The organism is Kitasatospora sp. NPDC101183, from assembly GCF_044767945.1.
Taxonomy (GTDB): Bacteria; Actinomycetota; Actinomycetes; order Streptomycetales; family Streptomycetaceae; genus Kitasatospora.
Map to the genome: position 1 here is coordinate 347,894 of NZ_JBIWOW010000005.1, position 26,439 is coordinate 374,332.

The 26,439-nt window shown below is 72.6% G+C and carries 19 protein-coding genes; 11 read left to right on the plus strand and 8 right to left on the minus strand.

Annotation, left to right across the window (positions count from 1 at the left end; translation table 11 throughout):
• Nucleotides 1–575: 575 nt before the first annotated feature.
• From ACIRRS_RS09120 to ACIRRS_RS09135, 4 genes are read left to right on the plus strand one after another with little or no spacing between them, the layout of a single operon-like run.
• The gene (locus ACIRRS_RS09120; protein WP_402966993.1) at nt 576–1,439 is read left to right on the plus strand and encodes a TnsA-like heteromeric transposase endonuclease subunit; all 864 of its coding nucleotides are present in this window, start codon (nt 576–578) and stop codon (nt 1,437–1,439) included.
• On the plus strand, nt 1,436–3,715 hold the full coding sequence (locus ACIRRS_RS09125; RefSeq protein WP_402966995.1) for a transposase: 2,280 nt from the start codon (nt 1,436–1,438) through the stop codon (nt 3,713–3,715). Before ACIRRS_RS09120 ends, ACIRRS_RS09125 begins: the two co-directional genes overlap by 4 nt.
• Nucleotides 3,712–4,977, plus strand: coding sequence for an AAA family ATPase (locus ACIRRS_RS09130; RefSeq protein ID WP_402966997.1), 1,266 nt, complete (start codon nt 3,712–3,714; stop codon nt 4,975–4,977). The genes ACIRRS_RS09125 and ACIRRS_RS09130 overlap by 4 nt, the downstream gene beginning before the upstream one ends.
• On the plus strand, nt 4,970–6,787 hold the full coding sequence (locus ACIRRS_RS09135; protein WP_402966999.1) for a TniQ family protein: 1,818 nt from the start codon (nt 4,970–4,972) through the stop codon (nt 6,785–6,787). The genes ACIRRS_RS09130 and ACIRRS_RS09135 overlap by 8 nt, the downstream gene beginning before the upstream one ends.
• Nucleotide 6,788: 1 nt before the next feature.
• On the opposite strand, the gene ACIRRS_RS09140 is transcribed toward ACIRRS_RS09135, so the two are convergent.
• Nucleotides 6,789–7,301: an Imm21 family immunity protein gene (locus ACIRRS_RS09140; RefSeq protein WP_402967001.1), complete on the minus strand. Its 513-nt coding sequence runs from the start codon at nt 7,299–7,301 to the stop codon at nt 6,789–6,791.
• 323 nt (nt 7,302–7,624) lie between these two features.
• On the opposite strand from ACIRRS_RS09140, the gene ACIRRS_RS09145 reads away from it, so the two are divergent.
• From ACIRRS_RS09145 to ACIRRS_RS09160, 4 genes are read left to right on the plus strand one after another with little or no spacing between them, the layout of a single operon-like run.
• Nucleotides 7,625–9,343 (plus strand): acyclic terpene utilization AtuA family protein, encoded by a 1,719-nt coding sequence (locus ACIRRS_RS09145; protein WP_402967003.1) that lies wholly within the window; start codon nt 7,625–7,627, stop codon nt 9,341–9,343.
• Nucleotides 9,340–10,938, plus strand: a complete 1,599-nt coding sequence (locus tag ACIRRS_RS09150) for an acyl-CoA carboxylase subunit beta (RefSeq protein WP_402967005.1) — start codon at nt 9,340–9,342, stop codon at nt 10,936–10,938. Before ACIRRS_RS09145 ends, ACIRRS_RS09150 begins: the two co-directional genes overlap by 4 nt.
• A gap of 11 nt (nt 10,939–10,949) precedes the next feature.
• Nucleotides 10,950–12,923 (plus strand): acetyl/propionyl/methylcrotonyl-CoA carboxylase subunit alpha, encoded by a 1,974-nt coding sequence (locus ACIRRS_RS09155; protein WP_402967007.1) that lies wholly within the window; start codon nt 10,950–10,952, stop codon nt 12,921–12,923.
• Nucleotides 12,920–14,092 (plus strand): acyl-CoA dehydrogenase family protein, encoded by a 1,173-nt coding sequence (locus ACIRRS_RS09160; RefSeq protein ID WP_402967009.1) that lies wholly within the window; start codon nt 12,920–12,922, stop codon nt 14,090–14,092. The genes ACIRRS_RS09155 and ACIRRS_RS09160 overlap by 4 nt, the downstream gene beginning before the upstream one ends.
• A gap of 893 nt (nt 14,093–14,985) precedes the next feature.
• On the opposite strand, the gene ACIRRS_RS09165 is transcribed toward ACIRRS_RS09160, so the two are convergent.
• From ACIRRS_RS09165 to ACIRRS_RS09175, 3 genes are all read right to left on the minus strand, one after another.
• Entirely contained in the window at nt 14,986–16,122 is a 1,137-nt protein-coding gene (locus ACIRRS_RS09165) for an FAD-dependent oxidoreductase (protein ID WP_402967011.1), read from the minus strand.
• Between the two features lie 168 nt (nt 16,123–16,290).
• Nucleotides 16,291–16,989 carry a class F sortase gene (locus ACIRRS_RS09170; RefSeq protein WP_402967013.1) on the minus strand — a complete coding sequence of 233 codons (699 nt, stop codon included), beginning with the start codon at nt 16,987–16,989 and terminating at the stop codon, nt 16,291–16,293.
• Nucleotides 16,976–17,668 (minus strand): hypothetical protein, encoded by a 693-nt coding sequence (locus tag ACIRRS_RS09175; protein ID WP_402967015.1) that lies wholly within the window; start codon nt 17,666–17,668, stop codon nt 16,976–16,978. Before ACIRRS_RS09175 ends, ACIRRS_RS09170 begins: the two co-directional genes overlap by 14 nt.
• Nucleotides 17,669–17,903: 235 nt before the next feature.
• Between ACIRRS_RS09175 and ACIRRS_RS09180 the strand changes: the two genes are divergently transcribed.
• From ACIRRS_RS09180 to ACIRRS_RS09190, 3 genes are all read left to right on the plus strand, one after another.
• Nucleotides 17,904–19,505, plus strand: a complete 1,602-nt coding sequence (locus tag ACIRRS_RS09180; RefSeq protein WP_402967017.1) for an AMP-binding protein — start codon at nt 17,904–17,906, stop codon at nt 19,503–19,505.
• 80 nt (nt 19,506–19,585) lie between these two features.
• Nucleotides 19,586–20,206 (plus strand): TetR/AcrR family transcriptional regulator, encoded by a 621-nt coding sequence (locus ACIRRS_RS09185; RefSeq protein WP_402967019.1) that lies wholly within the window; start codon nt 19,586–19,588, stop codon nt 20,204–20,206.
• A 148-nt stretch (nt 20,207–20,354) separates the two neighbouring features.
• Entirely contained in the window at nt 20,355–22,820 is a 2,466-nt protein-coding gene (locus tag ACIRRS_RS09190) for a SpoIIE family protein phosphatase (protein WP_402967021.1), read from the plus strand.
• Between the two features lie 89 nt (nt 22,821–22,909).
• Here the strand turns inward: ACIRRS_RS09190 and ACIRRS_RS09195 are convergent, their stop codons facing one another.
• The 4 genes from ACIRRS_RS09195 to ACIRRS_RS09210 form a co-directional block, all read right to left on the minus strand.
• A complete protein-coding gene (locus tag ACIRRS_RS09195) occupies nt 22,910–24,466 on the minus strand; it encodes an MFS transporter (RefSeq protein WP_402967023.1) in 1,557 nt (518 codons plus the stop codon).
• A 29-nt stretch (nt 24,467–24,495) separates the two neighbouring features.
• Nucleotides 24,496–25,065 carry a TetR/AcrR family transcriptional regulator gene (locus tag ACIRRS_RS09200; protein ID WP_402967025.1) on the minus strand — a complete coding sequence of 190 codons (570 nt, stop codon included), beginning with the start codon at nt 25,063–25,065 and terminating at the stop codon, nt 24,496–24,498.
• Nucleotides 25,066–25,214: 149 nt separating this feature from the next.
• Nucleotides 25,215–25,607, minus strand: coding sequence for a cell division protein SepF (locus ACIRRS_RS09205; RefSeq protein WP_402967027.1), 393 nt, complete (start codon nt 25,605–25,607; stop codon nt 25,215–25,217).
• Between the two features lie 292 nt (nt 25,608–25,899).
• Nucleotides 25,900–26,415 (minus strand): DinB family protein, encoded by a 516-nt coding sequence (locus ACIRRS_RS09210; protein WP_402967029.1) that lies wholly within the window; start codon nt 26,413–26,415, stop codon nt 25,900–25,902.
• Nucleotides 26,416–26,439 lie beyond the last annotated feature (24 nt).

The window sequence follows — 26,439 nt, forward strand, 5'->3', positions numbered from 1 at the left end:
CTGCTTTGGGTGGCGTCGTTGGTGTTGTTGGCGCGGATCGGTTGGTGCTTGCAGCTGCTCTTGCGGAGGTCGGCGGGGGACAGGCCGGTCGCAAGTCCGCATGTGGGAGGCGTCAAGGCATGCGTGGTTCCAGGAATGATCTCCGACCGCGTGTAGCTCCGATGGGAGGTTCGGTGGAGCTCGTCGAGGACGCCTGCACCCAGTCGGCGCCACCGGGTCTGCATGGAGTCGAAGGTCAGCACTATGAGCACTGCCTCCAAGGGGGCCCGCTGTAGTGCACGAAGACTGCCCCTTATAGACACCGTCGCTCCGACGCTGGCCGAGCCTGGCCTGACGCATAGGTCGGGGTGGTAGTGCCAGCTCGTTCACTGTCCATAGCACTGTTGGTCACTGAGCCGGGACACGATAGTTGGAACCAGGGTGGTGCGCTGACCTGACGATTCTGACCTGTCGGGACACGCTTGTTGGAACCGTCTGGTCATGCTTCTTGCAACCTGCGGTGGATTGCCATTCATGTTGGAACCAGTTCCGAACATCCCGGGCTCGCCGCGTCCCTGGCCGCTCTCCTGAGGGGCATGGAACCAAGCGAGCGCGTACGCAGGGCAGCGGGTGCGGCGGGGACGACAGCGGTTCAGCCGTTGTGGTCACACCGCGCCGCTTGGGACGAACTTCTCGTCCCGGTCTCCGTAGAAGCCGGCCGGGTTGGCCTGGACCTGGGCGAGGGCTGGACCGAGCGGTGGACGGTGACGTGGAAGACCGGCGGCGGTCAGGTGTCCTGTCCGGTGCGGGACCTCGTCCGGACGCCGGTGGTGGACGGTGATCCGATCCGCTGCTTCTCCTGGCAGCGGGACCAGCGTCACCGGCCCGGCCTGCAGTTCCTGGTCAGTACCGGCCGCCACCACGGCGCCGAGAGTCTGGAGGAGGCCCGGCTGCTGCTGGCGCTGGACTTCGCCGGGGACCTGATCGACGTCGTCTCGCAGCCGATGAGGCTGCGGTTCGGCACCGCGGACAAGCGCCGGAGCCATACACCGGACTTCCTCGCGGTGACCCGGCGGGGCGTCTGGCTGATCGACGTGCGCCCTGAACCGCTGATCGAGGAGAAGGATCGGGAGTCCTTCGCCGCGTCGGCTGAGGTCGCCCTGGCCTGCGGCTGGCACTACGCGGTGGCCGCCCGCTGGGGTGACCACATCTGCTCGACCCTGGACGCGCTCTCCTCGCAGCGGCGACCGTTGTCCGATCCGCTGGGGCTGCGGCCTGCGCTGCTGGAGTCCGCGCGGCAGGGCCTGACATTCGGCGCACTCGCCGCCACAGCGACTTACGAGCCCCTGGCCCGGGCTCAGCTGCTGCACCTTCTCTGGCATCGGCGACTGGGGGTCGACCTGGCCGAACCGCTGGCTGACCGCTCGGTCGTGGTGGTGGCTGCGGGAGCGGTGGCATGAGGGCGGCGGGGGCGGTGCTGGACCTCTCACCAGGGGCAGGGGTGGTGCTGGACGGTGCTGAGTGGACGGTCGAGCGGCGTGAGCCGCACCTGGGCCGGGTCCAACTCGTCGCTGCCGACGGTGTCCGTCAGCAGGTGAGCTTCCGGTTCCTGGTCAACCACCCGGCATGCCGGCCGTCTTCGCGAACAGCGTCCGCCGGTGCCGACCGGGGGCGCCAGTCCAAGACCGTCGAGGACCTGAAGGAGGGTCGGCTGGCGCTCGTCGAGCTGAGGATGGCCCATCTCCTGGAGGTGGCGACCGGGTTCCGCAGCGGTGATCCGCTGCGGCCGGGAGCGGGTGAGCCCAAGCCCGAGTACGACCCGGACACCACGACGCTGACGGGTCGTCGGCGGGCGAAGGCGGCCGAGCTCGCCGCCGTGGACCGGCAGCAGGCGAGGCTGCTGGGGCTGGACGCCGTCAGCGTCCACACCCTGATCCGGTGGGAGACCGGGCGCCGAAGGTTCGGGTTGATCGGGTGCGCGGACGACCGCTGGCTTCGGGAGAGCGGCGGGCATCGGACGGTGACGGAGGAGGTGCGGGAGGCGATCCTCGCGGTCCGTGAGGAGACCCTGCGCGGAGCGAAAGTGTCGATGCGCACGAAGGACCGCATGATCCGGCAGTACGTCCGCGAGACCTTCGACGCGAAGGACCCGGACACCGGAGAGGAGCCCGAAACGGCGACAGAGGTGCCGAGTTACCGGACGCTCTGCCGGGTCTGGAAGGAGTGGTTCGGCTCGGGCGGCGCACGTCAGCGCTATGCGCGGTCGGCTGAGCTGCCGATGAAGAACGGGCACGTGGTGGTCCACCGGCCGGGCCAGGTTGTCGCGCTGGACACCACGGTCCTGCCGGTCATGGTGCGCGACGGCGTCTTCGGCGATCCGGTCAAGCCCCACCTGACCATCGCCCTCGACACATACACGCATTCGCTGGTCGCGTTCCGGCTCACGCTGGTCTCCGACACCGCGGTGGACGTCGCGATGCTGCTGCGGGACGTGATGATGCCGCTGCCGATGCGCGCGGACTGGGGTGAGGAACTGGAGTGGCCCTACCCGGGCCTGCCCGCGGCCGTGGTCTCGGAGTTCGCCGGGCACAAGGTCGCGGGCCTGCCGTTCTTCACCCCGGAGACGGTGACCACCGACCACGGGTCCGTCTACCGGAACCACCACCTGGTCGAAGTGCAGCGCGTGCTGGGCTGCAACATCCTTCCTTCACGTGTCCTTCGTCCTCAGGACAAGGCCGCCTGCGAACGGGCGTTCGGCACCTGCAGACAGCTGCTGTTCGAGCTGCTGACGGGCTACACCGGGGTCGACATCGCCGACCGTGGCGTCGACCCCGCGGCCGACGCCGTGCTGACGGTGGACGAGATGGAACACCTGGTCGCCACCTGGACCGTCTCGGTCTGGCAGAGGCGGCATTTGGGCGAATACGCCCCCAGTTGGGATCCGGACGGGCTCCACAGCCCGAACTCGCTGTTCGCGGCCTCGTTCGCGCAGGCGGGCCTCGCGATGGAGATTCCCTCCCCGGAGCTGTTCTACGAACTGCTGCCGCCGCACTACGTGCGCATCGACGCCCGGCGCGGGGTGAAGATCCGCGGACTTTGGTACGACGACCAGGACGTCCTGCGGGACTACCGGGGCCAGCGCTCGACACGCGGAGGCAAGCACAAGGGCCAGTGGCTGATCCGGCGCGACCCGCGCGACCGGCGGGCCGTCTTCTTCCAGGATCCGATCACCCACGCCTGGCACCCCCTGGCCTGGAGCGGCCTGCCGGCGGTCGGGCAGATGCCGGCCTTCGGCGACGCCCGCGTCCGCGACCTGCTGAAGAAGGCCGACGCCTGCGGGATGAAGCCGAAGTCCGACACGGAAATGCTGCCGGTGCTGCTGGAGCTGATCGGCTCCAACATCCCGGTCAGCCAGTGGCCCACCCAGCTGAACAAGTCGCAACGCACCGAGCACGCCCGCGAGGTCGCCCAGGCGAAGGCCGCCGAGAGCGACCGCCCCGCACCGGCGTCCTCGCGGGCCGGGAGCGGGAACGAGCGGGCGACGGTGACCGAGCTGCAGTGGCCGCAGCGCGCCCGGCAGACCCGGGAGAGCATCGACGCCGAACGCCGCCGCAGGCGGGAGGCCGCCGTTCCCGGCACCCCGAAGATCCCGCCCCCGCTGGGGTCCAGCTTCCGGGAACGCAACGTCTTCCTGCTGCCCGAGGACGACCAGAACGACGAGGAGGAGCAACGGTGACCGATCGGCCGGACGAAGACGCGAACCCGATCATCCCGTTCCTGCGCATCGGGCCGCCCCCGGACCGCACCAGGTGGGAGGGCTGGCAGCAGTGGCGGCAGATCCGCGACACGTTCGTTCCCGCCCCGCGCCTCTCGCTGCAGGAGTACGCCGACCTCAGCCCACGGCGCCGCGGTCTGCACGACCTGCACCGCACCGCCACGCACGTGAACATGCGGCTGCAGGAGACGCCGATGAGCATCCGGGTCTCCAACCTGATGCGCGGGCGCCTGGAGAACAACGCGGTGAAGTTCATGCCCGGCACCCGCGACGGCCTGATGGTCAACGGCGGCGGCTTCCAGGGCAAGACCGAGACCGCGTGCTCCGCTGCGGCGATCTTCGAGGACCTGTGGCGCTCAATCCACCAGCAGGTCCTCCCCGACCAGCTCCACCTGCCGGGCGCCCGTGATGTGTTCGTGCCGGTCGCCTACTGCCGACTGCCGGTGCGTGCGACCCCGAAGGCGTTGTGCAAGACCATCCTGGACATCTACGGAGACCCCCACCCCAAGAACCTGGACGACCTGATCCGCTCGGTCCGCGATGCCGTCAGGGACCACAACACCACCGCGTTGCTCATCGACGATGTGACCCGGCTCCGGCTCCATCGCGGTGACGACCAGGACACCCTGGACCTGATCCGCGAGCTGATGGACCAGAACGTGACGCTGGTGCTGATCGGCGTCGACATCCCGCACTCTGGCCTCCTGCGCGGCGCCTACATCGACCCGCGCACCAAGCAGTGGGTCTTCCCCGACGTCAAGCGCGGCAAGAGCCACAACGAGGCCGCCTCCACCCAGACCGAGCGGCGCTTCGACATGGTCGACCTCGACCCGTTCGACTACACCACCCCCACCGGGATCACCGCGTTCCTGGACCACCTCGCCGGGATCGAGGACCAGCTGCGGCTGTTCCGCTCCTTCGAGGGGATGCTCACCGAAGGCGAGATGCCCGAGTACCTGTTCCGGCGCACGCACGGCATCGTGGGCCTGCTGCGGCGGCTGATCGAGGACGGCTGCACCGAGGCGATCACCAGCCGCGAGGAACGGCTCACCCCGGAACTGCTGGCCCGGACCTCGATCCGCCTGGGCAACCTCGCCGACCTGGACCCCGAGGCCGGCGAGGTCCCGGAGATCCCGCAGAACGTCCAGCCACCGAAGAAGCCCAGGAGAGGACACAACACGGTCTTCGACGACCACGGCAAACAGCAGGCCGCCGATGGCTGAGCACCCCCGACGCGACCGGCCCCTGGGGCGGAGCCTGGACCCCCTGCCCGACGAATCGCTCGGCGGCTACCTCCTGAGGCTGGCCCACCGCCTCCGCCTCTCACCCATCCGGTTCGCCCGGCTGACCGGTATCAAAGGACCCACGGAGACAGCGCTGGGACGACGGCTCCTGCTCGACCTCAACATCAACCGCTTCGCCCGGGCCACCCGACTGACCCAGGACGAAACCGCAGGACTGACGTTCCTTCCCTGGCAGGACCGCTATCCACCCATCGCCCGGGCACTCACGAGCCCCGACCGCCCACGAGCACGGGAGGACTGGCTGTTCAACGACTTCCCCCGCTACTGCCCGCAATGCCTCGCCGGCGACAGCGGCCCCCTGCGGCAGCACGGCGGGGCCTGGAAGACGACCTGGCACCTGCCCATCACCTTCGCCTGCCCCATCCACGAGGTCTTCCTCCAGCACGGCTGCCCACAGGGCCACGAACTCCGACGGACACTTCCCCACCTGATCGCCCAGGCCGCAGACGGCCCCCTCCACCCGGCCCAGTGCCGGCTCCCTGCTTCCTTCGACGACCCGGACACAACCCTGGGAAGAGGCCGGACGGGCCGCTCCTGCGGAGCTCGCCTGGAGCGGCACGACCCCGCTGGAGCGCTTCGTCCCAGCACCAGCATGCTCCAGACACAGCGGGACCTGCTCGACCTCCTCACCCCCGGCCGACCCACCGAGGAGTCCTCCTCCCGGTTCACCGACCTGCGCGTGATCACCTCATTGCTCTGCACCACCTGGCCCAACAGCCGGGACATGCTCGACCCCCCGGCCCGCGAGGCAGTCGACGAACACGTCCAAGCACTCGGCGCGGGCGGGAAGCAGGCACTCGACAGGCCACCCAGGGAGGCGATCGCGGCAGCCGGCCTGCTGACCGCCGCGTCGGTCCTGCTCGACGCCCCCGACCTCGACGAAATACTGGCCCGGCACACGCGGGAGGCATGGGACGGGAGCCGCAGCAGAACTCCCTGGACGCAGGTCTTCGACCGGCACCGGGCCTCGTGCTCGGAGAGGCTTCGGCAGGCGGCCGCAACGAGTACCCGCTCCTACCGGCGCACCAGCCCGCGCGGGACCAGAGTCCCCGACCGCACCGACGGCTACCGCCCCGAGAACGTCCCAGCGCTCCTGGAACGGGACTGGTTCGACAAGCACCTCGCACCGCTTGAGCCCGGCCCCTACGCCAAGTCCATGCGCCGGCTCGGAGCCGTCCTCCTCGTCCAGTGGACGGCAGGCGGAGCCATGGGTGACGCGGCCGACTACCTCGGCATCAACCCCATGGGAGGCCAGTACAGCACGACAACCGGGCTCCACCGGTGGATGCACGACCACGGGCCGACGGACTTCACCAGAGCCCTACGCAACCTGGCCCGCGACCTGGACGCCATCGCGACCCCGATCAACTACCGCAGACGCCGCGAAGCACTCCACAACTGGGCTCTGACTCGCGACATCTGGCAAGAGATCACCAGCCGCCTACCGTCTGTCCCCGGTCACATCCAGCCCAACCTGGACGACCGAAAGCGCCAAGAGGCATCCGCGTTCGTCTGGGCACAGGTCACACGCGGCGAGCCGCTCTTCGCGCCCCGCCCGATCGAGGCAGAACAACCCGAAGAACTCCGGAGAGTATGGCTCAACCAGCGCAGCAGTACCTGGGCCAAACTCGCCCGCCCAGGTCGAATCCATCACTTCACGGCATTACGCGGACTCCTGCTCGAACACGCCGAGCACCTCATCCAAGAGATCGAATGCGACGCTTCGTGAACTACGGGAGGCAACGCAACTGCACCAGAACGAGCGAGGTCAACGGATCGGACTCCACATACGCCGCACGCACGGCATAACGTCCGGGCTCCAGTGGCACACGGACGTGATCCTCTCCCTCGAACTCGCTGCCTGCCCACACGGCATCGAACAAGACCACCGATCCCGACACGTCCCAGAACAGCTCTGACTCCCAGTCGGCCACCTCAACCGCAGCGCCAACTCCTTCCAGGAACTCTGCCTCCGACTCTGCGGCGCACCAGCGCACGAACAGTCCGTGCTCAGGAAGGAACGCTGTCGAGGCGGGTTCGCCGCCGAGAACCAGGCCAGCCTCGCCGCCAACTGGGATGAGGCCGATCCAGTCATCAACTTCACAGGCGCTGTCGTAGTCGGCCCCGGGCTCGTCGCTGTCCGACCCGAGCCAGGACGGCAGCGCCGACTCAGGAATGACCACCAACGGACCACCGCTGGACTCCACCCATTCGACCGCCCCTGGATCCGCATACCTGGCCATGCAAGGAAGCTACATGCAGGCAGCGACAAGAAGCCTCCTCCACGGAGACCAGACGCCGGCGCCTCTGGTTCCAACATGCATGGCCAGGTTCCAACTAACGTGTCCCGGCTCATCATCACACGGCGTAGCGGAGCTAGTGATCCGCCAACTATGCCTTCCAACCGCCAACTACGACTTCCAGTCGCACCGGATCCAGCGCCCACGCAGGCGACGGATGCTGGGAAACAAGCAGGCTTGATTGCTTTTTTCTTTCACCGGTGCCACGCTGCTGCGCGGCGGCGCTCGTGTGGGAGCGCCGCCAACCCAGGGGCAGGGGAGGCGTTTTGGCGCACGGGCGGACGGTTCTGCGGATCGGGAACGCCTCGGGGTTCTACGGGGACCGGTTCGAGGCGGTGCGGGAGATGCTCACCGGTGGGCCGCTGGACGTGCTCACCGGGGACTACCTGGCCGAGCTGACCATGCTGATCCTGGCCCGCGACCGGCTGAAGGACCCGTCGCTCGGGTACGCCCGGACGTTCCTGCGGCAGATGGAGGAGTGTCTCGGCCTGGCGCGCGAGCGCGGCGTGAAGATCGTGGTCAACGCGGGTGGGCTGAACCCGGCCCGGCTCGCCGAGGAACTGCGGCGGCTGGCGGGGCGGTTGGGGGTCGAGGCGGCCGTCGCCCATGTCGAGGGCGACGACGTCCTCGCCCGCCGCGCCGAACTCGGCTTGCCCGAGGGCCTGTTGGCGGCCAACGCCTACCTCGGGGCCTTCGGCGTCGCCGCCTGCCTCTCCGCAGGGGCGGACGTGGTGGTCACCGGGCGGGTCACCGACGCCGCGCTGGTCGTCGGCCCCGGGATCGCCCGCTTCGGCTGGACGCCCGCCGACCTCGACGTCCTCGCCGGGGCCGTCGTCGCCGGGCACGTCCTGGAGTGCGGCGCCCAGGTCACCGGCGGCAACTACGCCTTCTTCCGCGAGTTCTTCCGCGAGCACGACCTCACCCGCCCCGGCTTCCCGGTCGCCGAGCTCCACGCCGACGGCTCCAGCGTCGTCACCAAGCACCCCGGCACCGGCGGCGCCGTCACCACCGGCACCGTCACCGCCCAACTCCTCTACGAGACCGGCGGATCGCACTACCTCGGCCCCGACGTCACCGCCCGCCTCGACACCGTCCGCCTCACCGAGGAGGGCCCCGACAGGGTCCGCATCGACGGCGTGCGCGGCGAGGCCCCGCCGGCCACCCTCAAGGTCGGCCTCAACCGCCTCGGCGGCCACCGCAACGAGGTCGTCTTCGTCCTCACCGGCCTCGACATCGAGGCCAAGGCCGCCCTCGTCCGCCGGCAGTTCGAGGAGGCGACGCCCCCCGGGGCCCGCCCGGCCGAGCTGCGCTGGACCCTCGCCCGCACCGACCACCCCGACGCCGACACCGAGGAGGCCGCCTCCGCGTACCTCCGGCTCACCGCCCGCGACGCCGACCCGGCGAAGGTCGGCCGCGAACTCGGCAAGACCGCCGTGGAGTTGGCCCTCGCCGGATACCCCGGCTTCCACCTCACCGCCCCGCCGGGCCCGGGCGCGCCGTACGGGGTGTTCACCGCCGCGCACGTGGACGCGAAGCTCGTCGAGCACACCGCCGTCCTGCCCGACGGCCGCCGCCTCGCCGTCCCGCCCGCGCCCCGCACCTCCCAACCGTCCCCGGTGGAGCACGAGTTGCCGCCACCCCTCCCCGTAGGCCCGACCCGCCGCGCCCCGCTCGGCCTCGTCGCCGGCGCCCGCAGCGGCGACAAGGGCGGCGACGCCAACCTCGGCGTCTGGGCCCGCACCGAGGAGGGCTGGCGCTGGCTCGCCCACACCCTCACGGTGTCACGATTGCGCGAACTCCTGCCCGAGACCACCGAGTTGCCCGTCACCCGGCACCTGCTGCCGAACCTGCGCGCCCTCAACTTCGTCGTCACCGGCCTGCTCGGCGAGGGCGTCGCCGCCCAGCACCGCTTCGACCCCCAGGCCAAGGCACTCGGCGAGTGGCTGCGCGCCCGCCACCTCGACATCCCGGAGGTCCTCCTGTGACCGTCCTTCCCACCCGCGTCGACCCGGCGGGCGCCGAGCACGCCGAGCACCGGGCCGCGATGCTCGCCAAGCTGGCCGAGCTGGACGCCGAGCACGCCAAGGCCCTGGCCGGCGGCGGCGAGCGGTACGTCGAACGGCACCGGGGGCGCGGCAAGTTGCTCGCGCGCGAGCGCATCGAGCTGCTCGTCGACGAGGACTCGCCGTTCCTGGAGCTGTCCCCGCTCGCCGCCTGGGGCAGCGACCACCCCGTGGGCGCCGCGCTGGTCACCGGCATCGGCGTGATCGAGGGCGTGGAGTGCGTGATCACCGCCAACGACCCCACCGTGCGCGGCGGCGCCAGCAACCCGTGGACGCTGCGCAAGGCCCTGCGCGCCCACGAGATCGCCCTCGCCAACCGCCTCCCGCTGGTCAACCTGGTCGAGTCCGGCGGCGCCGACCTGCCCAGCCAGAAGGAGATCTTCATCCCCGGCGGCGCCCTCTTCCGCGACCTCACCCGGCTCTCCGCCGCCGGAATCCCCACCGTGGCCGTGGTGTTCGGCAACTCCACCGCCGGCGGCGCGTACGTGCCCGGCATGTCCGACCACACCGTGCTGGTCAAGGAGCGCGCCAAGGTCTTCCTCGGCGGCCCGCCGCTGGTCAAGATGGCCACCGGCGAGGAGGCCGACGACGAGTCCCTCGGCGGCGCCGAGATGCACGCCCGCACCTCCGGCCTGGCCGACCACTTCGCCGTGGACGAGGCGGACGCGCTGCGCCTGGCCCGCCGCATCGTCGCCCGCCTCGACCACCGCAAGCCCGGCCCCGGCCCGGACCCGTACGCCGAGCCACCCCGGTACGCCGAGGAGGAACTGCTCAGCATCGTCCCAGGCGACCTCAAGGTGCCCTTCGACCCGCGCGAGGTGATCGCCCGGATCGTCGACGGCTCCGACTTCGACGAGTTCAAGCCGCTGTACGGCAGCAGCCTGGCCACCGGCTGGGCGCGCCTGCACGGGTACCCGGTCGGCGTCCTCGCCAACGCGCAGGGCGTGCTGTTCAGCCAGGAGTCCCAGAAGGCCGCCCAGTTCATCCAGTTGGCCAACCAGCGCCACACCCCGCTGCTGTTCCTGCACAACACCACCGGCTACATGGTCGGCAAGGACTACGAGCAGGGCGGCATCATCAAGCACGGCGCGATGATGATCAACGCCGTCTCCAACTCCACCGTCCCGCACCTGTCCGTCCTGATGGGCGCCTCCTACGGCGCCGGGCACTACGGGATGTGCGGCCGGGCGTACGAGCCGCGGTTCCTGTTCGCCTGGCCGAGTGCCAAGTCCGCCGTGATGGGCCCGCAGCAGCTCGCCGGGGTGCTCTCCATCGTCGCCCGCCAGTCCGCGGCGGCGAAGGGCCGCCCGTACGACGAGGAGGCGGACGAGGCGATCCGGGCGATGGTCGAGCAGCAGATCGAGGCCGAGTCGCTGCCCGTCTTCCTGTCCGGCCGGCTCTACGACGACGGCGTGATCGACCCGCGCGACACCCGGACGGTGCTGGGCCTGTGCCTGTCGGCGATCCACAACGCGCCCGTCGAGGGCGCGCGCGGCTACGGCGTCTTCCGGATGTGAGGGAATCCCTGATGATCACTAACCCGCTGATCGGCAACCTGCTGGTCGCCAACCGGGGCGAGATCGCCCGCCGCGTCTTCCGCACCTGCCGGGAGCTGGGCATCGCCACCACCGCCGTCCACTCCGACCCGGACGCCGGCGCCCCGCACGTGCGCGAGGCCGACACCGCCGTACGGCTGCCCGGCGCGGCGCCCGCCGACACCTACCTGCGCGGCGACCTGATCGTGGCCGCCGCCCTCGCCGCCGGGGCCGACGCCGTCCACCCCGGGTACGGATTCCTCGCCGAGAACGCCGAGTTCGCGCAGGCCGTCCTCGACGCGGGCCTCACCTGGGTCGGCCCGCCGCCCGCCGCGATCGCCGCCATGGGCTCCAAGACCGCCGCCAAGGCGCTGATGGCCGAGGCGGGCGTGCCCGTGCTGACCGCCCTCGCCGATCCCGTCGAGGCGGACCTGCCGCTGCTGGTCAAGGCCGCGGCGGGCGGCGGCGGGCGGGGGATGCGCGTCGTCCGCCGACTCGCCGACCTGCCGGGCGAGTTGGAGGCCGCCCGGGCCGAGGCCGCGAGCGCCTTCGGTGACGCCGAGGTGTTCTGCGAGCGCTACCTGCCCGACGGCCGGCACGTCGAGGTGCAGCTGATGGCCGACGCCCACGGCACCGTCTGGGCCGTCGGCGACCGGGACTGCTCGCTCCAGCGCCGCCACCAGAAGGTCGTCGAGGAGGCCCCCGCCCCCGGCCTCGCGCCCGCCGTCCGGGCCGCGCTGCACACGGCCGCCGTCGACGCCGCGCGGGCGATCGGCTACCGGGGCGCCGGCACCGCCGAGTTCCTCCTCGGTGGCGACGGCCGGTTCTGGTTCCTGGAGATGAACACCCGCCTCCAGGTCGAGCACCCCGTCACCGAGGCCGTCACCGGCCTCGACCTCGTCGCGCTCCAACTCGCCGTCGCCGAAGGCGAACCGCTGCCCGGGCCCGTCCCTCCGCCCACCACCGGCCACGCGATCGAGGCCCGCCTCTACGCCGAGGACCCGGCCCACGGCTGGCGACCCTCCACCGGCACCCTCCACCGGCTCGAACTCACCGGCCCGCACGAGGAGTTCGGTGGCGCGGGTCTGCGCCTGGACGCTGGGTTCCGATCCGGCGACGAGATCACCCCCCACTACGACCCCATGCTCGCCAAGGTCATCGCCTGGGCCCCCACCCGCGCCGCCGCCGCCCGCCGCCTCGCCGACGCGCTCGCCCGCGCCCGCGTCCACGGGCCCGCCACCAACCGGGACACGCTGGTACGCGCCCTGCGCCACCCGGCCTTCCTGGACGGGCGGTTGCACACCGGCTTCCTCGCCGAACACGCGGCGGAGCTCACCGGACCGGACGAATCGGGCGTGCCGCGCGCCGCCCTGGCCGCCGCCCTCGCCGACGCCGCCGCCCGGCGCACCCCACTGCCCTCCGGCTGGCGCAACCTGCCCTCCCAGCCGCAGGTCAAGCGCTACCGGGCCCCGGGTGGCGGGGAGGTGGAGGTGCGCTACCGCCACACCCGCGACGGCCTGCGGGCCGAGAGCCACCCAGGTGTCGAACTCCTCAGCGCCGAGCCGGAGTTCGTCGTCCTCCGCGCGAACGGCCTGCGGCGCGGCTACCACCTCGCCCGCCACGGCGACCAGGTATACGTGGACACCGCCACCGGGTCCGTCACCCTCACCGCCCTGCCCCGCCACCCCGAACCCGCCGTCCGCACCGACCCCGGCGCCCTGCTCGCCCCCATGCCCGGCACCGTCGTGCGGACCACCGCCGCCGTGGGCGAGACCGTCACCGCCGGGCAGAGCCTGCTCGTCCTGGAGGCGATGAAGATGGAGCACCGCATCACCGCCCCCGCGGACGGCGTCCTCGTCGAACTCCGCGCCGAACCCGGCCGCCAGGTCGAACTCGGCGCCCTGCTCGCGGTCGTCAAGACCACCTCCGAGACATCCGAGACCTCCGAGACAGAGGAACCCGCATGACCAGCATCGGCAGCCAGCTCCTCGAAACCCCCGAACGCCGCGACCTGCGCAAGGCCGTCGGCGACCTCGGCCGCCGCTACGGCTCCGCGTACTACCTCGCCAAGGCCCGCGCGGGCGAGCCCGCCGAGGAGCTGTGGGCCGAAGCCGGCAAGGCCGGCTACCTCGGCGTCAACCTGCCCGCCGAGTACGGCGGCGGGGGCGGCGGCATCACCGACCTCGCCATCGTCCTGGAGGAACTCGGCACCGCTGGCTGCCCGTTGCTGCTGCTCATCGTCTCCCCGGCCATCTGCGGCACCGTCATCGCCCGCTACGGCACCGAGGAGCAGAAGCGCCGCTGGCTGCCCGGACTCGCCGACGGCACACGGAAGATGGCCTTCGGCATCACCGAACCCGACGCCGGCTCCAACTCCCACCGCATCTCCACCGTCGCCCGCCGCGACGGCGAGGACTGGCTGCTCACGGGCCGCAAGGTCTTCGTCTCCGGCATCGACCACTCCGACGCCGTCCTGTTCGTCGCCCGCACCGAGGACGCCCGCACCGGCAAGCTCAAGCCCTGCCTGTTCGTCGTCCCGCGCGAGACCCCCGGCTTCGAGTACCGGGCGATTCCGATGGAACTCATCGCCCCCGAGAAGCAGTTCCAGGTCTTCCTCGACGACGTCCGGCTGCCCGCCGACGCCCTCGTCGGCGACGAGAACGCGGGCCTGCTGCAGCTCTTCGCCGGCCTCAACCCCGAGCGCATCCTCACCGCCGCCTTCTCCCTCGGCCTCGCCCGCCAGGCCCTCGGCAAGGCCGTCGACTACGCGAAGACCCGCACCGTCTGGTCCACCCCCATCGGCGCCCACCAGGGCCTCGCCCACCCCCTCGCCCAGTGCGCCGTCGAGATCGAACTCGCCCGCCTCATGACCCAGAAGGCCGGCCTCCTCTACGACGCCGGCGAGGACCTCGCGGCCGGCGAGGCCGCCAACATGGCCAAGTACGCGGCCGGCGAAGCCGCCGCCCGCACCGTCGACCAGGCCGTCCAGACCCTCGGCGGCAACGGCCTCACCCAGGAATACGGCCTCGGCGCCCTCCTCGCCGCCACGAGGGTCGGCCGCGTCGCCCCGGTGAGCCGCGAAATGATCCTCAACTACGTCGCCCAACACACCCTCGGCCTCCCCAAGTCCTACTAGCCCACCCCAACAGGCCTCCTGCGCAGGAAGTCGACCTGGCCGACTTCCTGCGCAGGCGGGGCGGCTGCCGCTCAGGGTGACCTCGGTTGCTTGCCTGTGCACGGGAAGTCGATGTGGCCGACTTCCTGCGCACAGGTGTGGGGACGGGCTGCGCGCCCCATGGGGGGCGACCTCGGCCGCTCGCTCGCGCGAGGGCTGGCTTCTTGCGCGGCCACTTTCCCACGGGCCTGCCCTTGGGGAAGGTCGTCACCTGCCTGGTGTGGCCGGGCCGCGTGGCTTGCCTTGCCGTCCCCCTCATGGCGGGGGACGGCGGCTACCGGTCGTGCTTGCCCAGGCCGCCTTGCTTGGTTCGCTCGCTTGTACGTGGCCTGGCTGGCGTCCGCCGCGCCAGCCAGGCCACCGGTGTGCGCGGGAAGTCGACCGGGCCGACTTCCTGCGCCATTGCGGGGGATGGCTACTGCCGCCCGGGGTCACCTCGGTTGCTCGCCTGTGGGCGAGCTGGCTTCCTCTGTGCGTAGGAAGTCGACGTGGCCGACTTCCTACGCACGCGTCGCCCCCGGGGGCGACGGTCGCCTGCCTGGGTTGTGGCTTCCGTTGCCGTCCCCCGCGCTCGTGCTGGGGACGGCTGCTATCGATGCGCGCTCAGGGCGTCCGGCCCGGAGCGCATCCTCGGTGGCACTTCTTCCCCTCGCCTTGTAGCTGCCGCCCACCTTGGGGCGAGGTGGTCAATGTGCGCTGGGGCAGCGAGTGGTGGGGGAGAGGCGCTCCGTTCGGGGGTGGGTTTGCGTGCGGGTTGGTGGTCAATTCGCCTTGGAGCAGCTGGTGGTGAGGGCAATGCCGCCCCGCCCGGGGGCGGGCGGGGCGGCGGGGGAAAGAGGGCGGGCGGGGAAGGTCTAGGCGGTCTGCGGGGTGTACGTGAAGAAGTCGATGACGTCCTGGAGGGCCGGGTCGACGGCGGTCCCGGGTTCGGTGGTGGGGCCGTGGTCGGCCGAGCGGGGGAACATGGCGCGTTCGTAGGTGGCGATGGCCGTGTCAGGGGCGTCGGGGTGGGCCGCGAGGGCCTGGGCGAGTTCGGCGGCGTCGAGCATGGCGAGGTTGGCGCCCTCGCCGTCGGGCGGGGAGAGGTGGGCGGCGTCGCCGATCAGGGTGGTGCCGGGCACCTGGTCCCAGCGGTGGGGGATGGGCAGGGTGTGGATGGGGCGGAAGAGCGGCGGGGTGTCGCTCGCGCTGATCAGCGCGGTGAGGTCCGGGGCCCAGCCGTCGAACTCGCGCAGGATGCCGGCGGTGGCGGCGGAGGGGTCGCCGAAGTCGATGGCGTCGAACCACTCGCGCGGCTTGCGCAGCGCGACGTAGGCGTGCAGCGTGGAGCCCTTCTCGCGGTGGGCGCCGAGCTGCCTCTGGCCGGGGTCGATGGCGAACATCCCTCCGTCGCCGACCAGTTCGGCGGCCGCGGGGTGGCGGGTGTCGGCGTCGTGGAGGTAGGTCTCGACGAAGGACATGCCGCTGTACCGGGGGACGGCGGGGGAGAGCAGCGGCCGGACGCGGGACCAGGCGCCGTCCGCGCCGACCAGCACGGTGGTGGTGACGGACGGGTGGTCGGTGAAGCCCACCTCGTGGCGGCCGCGGCCCAGCGCGCGTACGCCGCTGACCTTGTGCCCCCAGCGGACGGTGCCTGCCGGGAGCGAGTCGAGGAGCATCCGGCGCAGGTCGCCGCGCTGGACCTCGGGGCGTCCGCCGGTGCCGTCGTCACTGCGTTCGTAGCGCAGGTTCGCGTTCCGGTCGAGGATGCGCATGGCCTGGCGGCCGTGGAGGACGAGGGCGCGGAACTCCTCGTCGAGGCCGGCGGCGCGCAGGGCGATCCGGCCGTTGTGGTCGTGGATGTCGAGGAGGCCGCCCTGCGGGCGCGCGTCGGGGGAGGCGTCGGCCTCGTAGACGGTGGCGCGGACGCCGTGGACGTGCAGGACCCGGGCGAGGGTGAGGCCGCCGAGTCCGGCGCCGATGATCGTGATGCCGGGGGTGTCCGTGGTCATTGAAACTCCTTGGCCGTCGCGGCCTGCCGGGCGGGTTGCCCGGCGGGCTCTGCGACCAAGGTTGCGGGGCCGCGCCGACACCTCACCGGCAGCGGGCTCACAGCCCCGGCAGCCGACTGACACGCCACTGCCACCCCGCTGCCACCTCCTGCCACCCGGCCGTGGCGGTCAGCCGCGGGTGGCGCTGAGGTGGGCGAAGACGACGGTGTTGGACTCGTACCCGGTGCGGCGGTCGAAGCGGCCGCCGCAGGTGATCAGGCGCAGGTCGGAGCGGGTGGGGACGCCTCCGTAGACGAGGGTGTCGGGGAAGTCCTGCTTCGGGAAGACCCGGACGGCGTCGACGGTGAAGACGGCCGTGCGCCGGTCCTTGCGGGCGACCTCGACGGTGTCGCCGGGGCGCAGCAGCCCGAGGCGGTAGAAGACCGCCGGGCCGCTGCGGTTGTCCGCGTGGCCGACGACGAGGGCGGCGCCGGCGGCGCCGGGGGCGGGGCCGTCGCGGTACCAGCCGGTGAGGTTGCGCTGGTCCATGGGCGGGGTGGCGATCTGGTGGGCGGGGGTCAGGCCGAGGCCGGTGACCGGGGCGTCGACCTTGATGGCCGGGATGCGGATGCGGGTCGGTACGGAGGCGGCCAGGGGCGGGAAGGAGGGCGGGAGCGACGGGGCGGGAGCGGGCGTCGGAGTGGGGGCGGCGCTGGGCGTCACCGAGGGAACGGGCGCGGGTGCCGGCAGCGGGGGCCCGGTGCGGTCGGCGGTGCCGTGGAGGACGAGCCACCCGCCCCCCGCCGCGAGCGCCAGCGCGAGGGCCCCGGCCGTCCAGCGGCCGGGGCCGACGCGCGGTGCGCGGGCGGGTCGGTCAGGACGCGGCATTGCGCCCGTTGCGGCGGCGCAGCGCACGGACGCCGAGCGCGCCCGCACCGGCGAGCAGCACGCCGCCGCCGAGCACCTCGGCCGCGTCGGGCCCGGAGGTGCCGCCGCCGCCGGTGCCGACCCCGCCGTGCGGCCCGCCGCTGGGGGAGGCGCCGGGGGAGGTGCCCGGGGAGGTGCTGGGCGAGGCGCCGGGGGATGTCCCGGGGGAGGTGGACGGAGACGGCGAGTGGGAGCCGGAGGGAGAGGAGGACGGCGACGACGAGGGCGACGGCGAGGAGGTCGCACAGGAGACCTCGAAGACCTTGTGCTTCGCGCTGCCGTTCTCGCCGACGAACGTCCAGTCGAGCTTGTAGTGCCCGTCCGGCAGGCTGAACAGGCCCGTCGCTCCGGTGCCGCCCACGAGCGTGATCGACCCGGCGAGCACCTGGGCGGTGCCGGTCGGCGGTTGCTGCTCGATCGTCCAGTTCACCTGCTGGATGGTGTCGAAGTTGAAGGCGTCCAGGTAGAACTTGCAGACCTTGGGGTTGTCGGCCTGGTCGGTCACCGGCGTGGTGCTGTCGTGCACCTTGACGTCGCCGTTGTCGCCGGGTGCGGCGAAGGCGACGGGGGCGGCGGCGAGGGTGAGGGCGGCCGCGGCGGTGGCGGCGGTGAGGATGCGGGCGGGGAGGACGGCTCTCACGAGGGTGACTCCAGGGTCCGGGGCCGCTCCCGGGGGGCGGGCGGCCGTGGTGCACCACCGTCCGTTCGGGCGCCCGCCGGGGCAACTGTGCCACGCGCGCGCCCTCCCGGGTTCCTCACAATGGCCCAGCGGCGGCCTACGGTCCGTATGCTCCTGAACGCGCCCCGGGCCGGCGCCGCGAACCACCCTTCGCCGGCCGTCGTTGATTCGTCAACTTCCGTACTGGAGGCTTACCTTGGTGTTCCACAGCGAGTTCCCGGACGTCCCGCTGATCGACCTGCCGATCCACGACGCCGTCCTGCGCGACGCGGCCCGCCACGGCGAGCGGCCGGCCCTGGTGGACGGCGTCACCGGAGAGGCCGTCAGCTACGCGCGGCTCCTCGCCGCCGTCGAGCGCGTGGCCGCCGGGCTGGCCGCCGCCGGGGTACGCCAGGGGGACGTCCTGGCCCTGTTCAGCCCCAACAGCACCGCGTACCCGATGGCCTTCTACGGGGCCACCCGCGCCGGAGCGACCGTCACCCCCGTCTCCTCCCTGACCACCCCCGCCGAGCTGGCCCGCCAGCTGGGCGACGCCGGGGCCCGGTGGATCGTCACCGTCTCCGCGTTCCTGCCCACCGCCCGCGCCGCCGCCGAGACCCTGGAGGCCGAGGGCCGCCCGCTCGCCGGGACGGTCGTCCTGGACGGCGCCGACGGCCACCTCTCCCTCGCCGACCTCCTCGCCGCCCCCGGCCCCGCCCCCGCGCTCGCCGTCGACCCCGCCCGGGACGTCGCCGTGCTGCCGTACTCCAGCGGCACCACCGGCCTGCCGAAGGGCGTGATGCTCACCCACCGCTCGATCGCCACCAACCTCGCCCAGTGCGACGCCCTCTACCGCCCCGCCGAGGGCGAACGCGTCCTCGCCGTCCTGCCGTTCTTCCACATCTACGGCCTCACGGCCCTGCTCAACCAGCCGTTGCGCTGCGGCGCCACCGTCGTCGTCCTGCCCCGCTTCGACCTGGAGCAGTTCTGCCGCACCATCGAGGAGCAACGCGTCCAGGCCCTGTTCGTGGCCCCGCCCATCGCCCTCGCCCTCGCCAAGCACCCGGTCGTCGACCGCTTCGACCTCTCCTCCGTCGAGTACCTGCTCTGCGCCGCCGCCCCCCTGGACCCGGACCTCGCCGCCGCCTGCGCCGGCCGTCTGGGCCTGCCGCACCTGCTCCAGGGCTACGGGATGACCGAGCTGTCGCCCGTCACCCACGTCGTCTCCCCCCAGGAGCGCGACCCCTCGCCCGGCTCCTGCGGCCGGATGGTCCCCTCCACCGAGCTGCGCGTCACCGCCCTGGACGGCACCGACGACGACCTCGGGCCCGACCTGCCCGGCGAACTGCTCATCCGCGGCCCGCAGGTGATGAAGGGCTACTTCGGCCGTCCCTCCGACACCGCCGCCGTCGTCGACGCCGAGGGCTGGCTGCACACCGGGGACGTCGGCTTCGTGGACGGGCGCGGGTACCTGCACATCGTCGACCGGGTCAAGGAGCTGATCAAGTACAAGGGCTACCAGGTCGCCCCCGCCGAGCTGGAGGCCGTCCTGCTCGCCCACCCCCAGATCGCCGACGCCGCCGTCATCGGCGTCACCGACGAGCACGGCACCGAGTGCCCCAAGGCCTTCGTGGTCCGCGCCCCGGGCAGCGGCCTGACCGCGGAGGACGTCACCGGGTACGTGGCCGGGCAGGTCGCCCCCTACAAGAAGGTCCGCGCGGTGGAGTTCGTCGACGCCGTCCCCAAGTCCGCGGCCGGGAAGATCCTGCGCCGCGAACTGCGCGCCCGCGAGGCCGCCCACGCCGAGGCCGCCCACTGACCCCCGCCGGGCGAAGACCGCGGCGGGTCTGTGAAGATCGACCGACCACGCCTCCGCCGAAACAGGACGTACCGCCCGCCATGACCAGCCAGCACCCCGCCCGCGAGCCGCAGCAGGACCGCAGCCGAGCCACCCGGGCGCGGCTGCTCGCGGCGGCCGTCGAGTGCCTGGCCGAGCTCGGCTGGCAGGGCTCCACCGTCACCGTCGTCGCCGAACGGGCCGGCGTCTCCCGGGGCGCGGCCCAGCACCACTTCCCGACCCGCGAGGACCTCTTCACCGCGGCCGTCGAGCACGTCACCGCCGAGCGGCTGGCGGCCGTCCGCGCCCACGCGGACGAGCTGCCGGCCGCCGGCCCCGACCGCACCCGCGCCGTCGTCGACATGATCGTGCGCCTCTACACCGGCCCCGCCTTCCGCGCCGCCCTGCACCTGTGGACGGCCGCCGCGACCGAGGAGGCCCTGCGCGAGCGGATCGTCTCCCTGGAGGGCCGGGTCGGACGCGAGGCCCACCGGGCCGCCGTCGAGTTCCTGGACGCCGACGAGACGCTCCCCGGCGTGCGCGAATCCGTGCAGGCCACCCTCGACCTCGCGCGCGGACTGGGCCTGGCCAACCTGCTCACCGACGACAGCCATCGACGTTCCGGGGTGATACGGCAGTGGGCGGGCGTTCTGGAGAGTACGCTGCGGCCGGTACGCCCATGACGCCCGTACACCCGGAGCGGCCGGACGCCCCCAGACCAAGGGGTCGCCGGGCGGCCGATGTCCGTGCAGTCTGGAGAAGAACCCCGGCCGGCACGGACCGCGAGGCCCACCCGGCCGGGCACGAGCCGAACCGGGGTGCTGCCTGATCATGCACGGACACGACTGGGACGCCACCGACGCCGCCGGCCCCGCACCCGGCGGCACCTTCGCACGCCCCGAGGGACACCGGCTCGTCCCGTTCGCGACGGCCCTGCTCCAGGGCGACGGACTGATCCTGCACTGGAGCGAGGACGCCGAGGCCCTCCTCGGCTACAGCACGGACGAGGCCGTCGGCAGCTACGCCGCCCACCTGCTGACCGACGAGACCGACCGGCCCGAGGTGCTCGCCCTGTTCGCGCGGATCATGACCGGCAGCGGCTGGACCGGCGTCTTCCCCGTGCGCCACCGCGACGGCCACAAGGTCGACCTGGAGTTCCGCACCTACCCGATCGCGGGCCCGGCCGGCACCCTGCTGCTGCTCGCCACCGCCTCCGACACCCGCGCCCTGCACGCCGTCGAGGCCGACCTCGCCGTGCTGGACGGCGTGTTCGCCCGCTCGCCGATCGGCATGGCCGTCTACGACACCGACCTGCGCTTCGTCCGCCTCAACGAGTCGCTCGCCCGGATGAACGGCGTGCCGGTCGCCGCCCACCTCGGCCGCCGGATATCCGCCGTCCTGCCCGGCATCAACACCGCCGAGATCGAGCAGACCATGAGACAGGTCCTCAAGACCGGCAAGCCCGTGGTCGACGCCCGCTCCCACGGCCGCGTCCCCGGGGACCCGCGTCGCGACCGCGCCTGGTCCGCCTCCTACTTCCGGCTGGAGGACTCCACCGGCCGGGTCTTCGGCGTCTGTTCCTCGATCATCGACGTCACCGAGCGCTTCCAGGCCGAGGCCCGCGCCGCCCGCGCGCAGGAACGTCTCTCCACGATCGCCGAGGCCACCGCCCGCATCGGCACCACCCTCGACCTCCAGCGCACCGCCGAGGAGCTCATCGAGGCCGTCGTCCCCCGCTTCGCCGACTTCGCCACCGTCGACCTCCTGGAACCGGTGGTGCGCGGCTCCGAGCCCAGCGCCATCCCCACCGACCGGACGATCACCCTGCGGGCCGTCGCCGTCGGGGAGTCGTACGAGTCCGGGCTCTCCCACGCCGTCGACGTGATCGGCGAGACCAGTGAGTACGCCCCCGACCGCAGCTACACCCAGTGCCTGCGCAGCGGCAAGCCCCTGCTGCGCGCCCACGTGGACGAGGAGGTGCTGCGCGGCCTCGTCGCCAGCGAGGACCGCGTCGCCCCCGGGATCGCGGCCGGCATCCACTCGTACATGCTGGTGCCGATCACCGCCCGGGGCATGGTCCTCGGCGGCTCCGAGTTCATCCGGATGCGCAACCCCGAGCCGTTCACCGACGCCGACGTGGCGCTCGCGGAGGAGCTCGTCGCCCGCACCGCGCTGGCCCTGGACAACGCGCGCCTCTACCGGCGCGAGCGCGAGACGGCCCTGACCCTCCAGCGCAGCCTGCTGCCGCAGGAGGTCAACCGCACCCTCGGCCTGGAGATCGCCTACCGCTACCTGCCCAGCAGTGTGGTCAGCGAGGTCGGCGGCGACTGGTTCGACGTGGTCCCGCTGTCCTGCGGCCGGGTCGCCCTCGTCGTCGGCGACGTCATGGGCCACGGCATCCGCGCCGCCGCCACCATGGGCCAGCTGCGCACCGTCGCCCGGACGCTCGCGACCCTGGACATGCCGCCCGAGCAGGTCCTCACCCGGCTGGACGAGACCGCCTCCGGCATCGGCGAGGGCCAGTTCGCCACCTGCATCTGCGCCGTCTACGACCCGCTGGAGCGCACCGTGCAGGTCGCCTCCGCCGGCCACCTGCCGCCCGTGTGGGTCGGCCCGGACGGCATCGCCCGCCGGGTCGACGTGCCGCCGGGGGTGCCGCTGGGCGTCGGCGGGGTGGCCTTCGAGTCGATCGAGTTCACCCTCCCCGAGGGCGGGCTCGTCACCCTCTACACGGACGGCCTGGTCGAGCGGCGCGGCGAGGACCTGGACGCCGGGATCGACAAGCTCGCCCGCACCCTGGCCGGGACCGGGCGGACCCTGGAGGAGAACTGCGACGCCGTCGTCGCCGCCCTCGTCACCGACGGCACCGAGGACGACATCGCGATGATCATGGCGCGGGTGCTGCCGCTGCCCGCCGACCGGATCGCCACCCTCCCGCTCACCGGCGGCGGCAGGGTGCCGGGCCAGGCCCGCCGCTTCACCCGCGCCACCCTGGAGACCTGGGGCCTGAGCGCGCTCTCCGACTACGCCGAACTGCTCGTCAGCGAGCTGGTCACCAACGCCCTGCTGCACGCCGACGCCCCGCGCCGGCTGCGGCTGTTCCGCGACCGGGTGCTCACCCTGGAGGTCTCCGACGCGGGCGGCCAGACCCCGCAGCTGCGCCCCTTCGCCGAGCAGGACGAGGGCGGGCGCGGGATGTTCCTGGTCAGCGAGCTGGCCCACCGCTGGGGCAGCCGGCTCACCCGGGACGGCAAGGTGGTCTGGGCGGAGCTGGAGATGCCCTTCGGCGTGAGCTGAGGGACGGACGGAGCGCGCACCGAGGGACGGACGCGAGAAGGCCCCCGTGGAGGTTCCACGGGGGCCTTCCGGCTGTTGCGCGGCGACTGTTACGCGTCGACCTTCTGCGGGTCCTGGGCCACGGTGACCTCCTCGACGGCGCCTCCCCGGCGGGGGAGCCCGCGCAGCAGGCGCCAGGCCATCAGGGCCGAGGCGGCCAGCAGCAGGGCCGCGAGGATCCCGGCGGTGTTCATGCCCTGGACGAACGCGTCCCGGGCGCTGGCCAGCAGCGGCCCGGCGACGTCCGCCGGCAGTGCGCCGGCCGTCTCCACGGCCGCGCCCAGCGACTCGCCCGCCCGGGCGGTGGCCTCCGCGCCCGCCCCGGCGGGGACGACGAGCCCGTTCGCGTAGATCGAGCCGACCACCGAGCCGACCAGCGCGATGCCGAGCGCCGTGCCCAGCTCGTACGCCGTCTCGGAGACGGCCGAGGCGGCCCCGGCCTTGTCGGCGGGCGCGGCGGTCAGCACGAGGTCCGCGCTGAGGGTGTAGGCCACGCCCTCGGCCGTGCCGACCACCAGGAAGGAGGCGGCCAGGGCCAGGTAGGTGGTGTCCTGCTGGAGGAAGCCGAGGACGGCCATGCCGGCGCCCATGGCCAGCAGGCAGACGGTCAGCAGCAGCCGGGCGCCGAAGCGCCGGGCCAGCCGGGCCGTCAGCAGACCGCCCGCCACCGAGCCCGCGAAGGCCGGCAGCTCGGCCAGGCCCGCCTGCAACGGCCCGTAGCCGCGCACCAGTTGGAGGTACTGGGAGCTGACGAAGATGACGCCGGAGACGCCGACCAGCGAGATCAGCGAGGCCGTCACGGCGGCGGTGAAGCGCCGGTCGGCGAACAGCCGCACGTCCAGCAGCGGGTTCTCGAGGCGCAGTTGGCGGCGGACGAAGACGGTCAGCGCGGCGGCGCCGAGCAGGAAGGTGACCGGCACGTCCCAGCGGGCCACGCCGTGGGCGGCGGCCTCCTTGATCGCGTACACCGTGCCGATGACCCCGGCCATGGACAGCACCACGCTCAGCACGTCCCAGCGGCCCGGCTTCGGGTCCTTGGACTCCGGCAGCAGCCAGGCGCCGAGGCCCAGCAGCAGGAGCAGCACCGGGATGTTCAGCAGGAACACCGAGCCCCACCAGAAGTGCTCCAGCAGCACTCCGCCGACCACCGGCCCGAGTGCGGCGCCGGCGGTGGCCGCCGCGCCCCAGATGCCGATGGCGGTGGCCCGCTCGCGGTCGTCCGGGAAGAGGGAGCGGATCAGCGAGAGGGTGGAGGGCATGATCGTCGCCCCGGCCACGCCGAGCAGTGCGCGGGCCAGGATCAGCCAGCCGGCGCTGGGCGCGTAGGCGGCGAGCAGGGAGGCGGCGCCGAAGGCGGCGGAGCCGATCAGCAGCAGCTTCTTGCGGCCGATCCGGTCGCTGAGGGAGCCCATGCTGACCAGCAGGCCGGCGAGGACGAAGGAGTAGGAGTCGCCGATCCAGAGCAGCTGGGTGCCGCTGGGGCGCAGCGTCTCGCTGATGGAGGGGATGGCGAGGGAGAGGACGGTCGCGTCGAGGGCGACCACGGTGACGGCGAGGACGAGGACGGCGAGGCCGGTCCAGCGGGTGTGAGCGCGGGTGTTGCTCATGGGGTATCGGTTTCCGGTTTCCGGTCCGGTCAGGAAGTGGGCGCGGTGGTGGTCCCCGGGCGGCGCAGGGCGCCGCCGAGGAAGAGTTCGGTGAGGGAGAAGGAGGCGTCGCGCGGGGCGAGGCGGCCGTCCTGGATGGCCCAGCCGACGGCGGCGACGAGGTCGAAGAACGCCTCGCTGAGCCAGCCGGCGCTGAGTTCGATCCTGAAGACGCCCTGCTGCTGGCCGCGCAGGAAGAGCGCGTGCAGCCGGGCCTGCTGGAGCTCCCAGAGGTCGTTGATCTCGTCGTTCTCGTAGAGCTGGTTCTCGCCCGCGAGGAAGGCGCAGAGCGCCGCGTCCGGCACGGAGGCGTCGACCAGGCGGCGCAGGGCGGCCTCGGCGTCGCCGTCGTCGACGGCGGCCGTGTCCAGGGCGGCGGCCATGCGTTGGAGCCCGAGGAGGCCGACCTCGCGGATCAGGGCCTCGCGGCCCGGGAAGAGCCGGTGCAGGGTGGCGCGGCTGATGCCGGCGGCGCGGGCGATCTCGTCGAGGTGGGCGCCGGGGCGGCGGGAGAGCACGCCGACGGCGGCTTCGAGGACGGTGTCGCGGTCGGTGGCCATGAGTCGAGTGTAGAGCAGATGAGACACCTATGTCTCAATATTACTGCGTGAGTCTCATATGAGCTGCTCGGGCACCGTGCGCGGACGACAAAAACCGGGGACGGCGGGTGTGCCGTCCCCGGTGGGGTGCCCTGGTGCCTCGCGGCCGCTCAGCTCTGGTTGTAGAACCCGGTGTCGTCCATCGGCCGGTCGATCACCATCACCTCGACGTCCGCCGGGGTGAGCAGGAACACCCGGCGGGCGATCCGCTCGATGCCGCCGCGGGTGCCGAAGATCAGCCCGGAGGCGAAGTCCACCATGCGCTTGGCCTCGGCCTCGTCCATCTCGGTGAGGTCCATGACCACCGGGGTGCTCGCCCGGATGTGCTCGCCCACCGTCCGCGCGGCCTCGAAGCCGGTCGGACGGAGGGAGACGATCTTCGCGGGCGCGGGGACGGCCGGGATCGTGTCCTGATCGCCCCACTCGTCCTCGTACACCGCGGCCGGGTAGTTCCCGGAGGGCATCAGCCACCCGTTGTGGTGCTCGTCGCGAAGTGCTCCCATGCCGCGCCTCCCTGCCTCGTCCCGTCCTGGTCCCCCGGGGGCGCGTGTCCTTTTTGACACGTCATCCACTCGTCGGAACTGTCCGAGTATCGCACTGTTCACCGGTCCTGTGCCCGCTCGCGGCCTCCGTACGAGTCGCGCCGTGCCGGAAACCCGGGTCGACCCGGGCACCAATCACCGACGCGCAGGTGCACCGTACGGTTGCGCGCGTAGACCATATCGGTCACGGTCACCGCGCAATTGACCTTCTGTCAACAATGCGGAAACGATTTCACCCGCGTTCGATCACGGCTCATTCGCCGGTCGAACCGTCCACCAGTTCCCGCAGAAGATCCGCGTGTCCGTTGTGCCGGGCGTACTCCTCGACCATGTGCACGAGGATCCAGCGGAGCGTCACCTCCTCGCCCCGGCGCGGCTTCATGCCGAAGGTGTCCAGCGACAGGCCGGCGGCCGCGACGCGCGACGCCTCGACCTCGGCACGCCAGAGGGCGAGGTCGGCGGCGACGTCGGCGGTGTCGACGTCGTCGAAGTCGCCGTCCGGGTTGTCGGGGCCGCAGAAGTGGCCGGTGCCGATCTCCTCGCCCAGCAGGATCGACTGGAACCAGTACCGCTCCACCTCGGCCATGTGCCGGACCAGGCCCAGCAGGGAGAGGGTGGAGGGCGGGACGGAGCGCAGGCGCAGCTGGTCGTCGGTGAGGCCCTGGCACTTCAGGGCGAGGGTGTTGCGGTGGTAGTCGAGCCAGGCGTTGAGCGTCGGGGTCTCGTCGGCGGCCATCGGCGGGTCCACCCGCGGTTCGAGTTCGGTCATGGTCGACCATCCTGGCGCCGACGC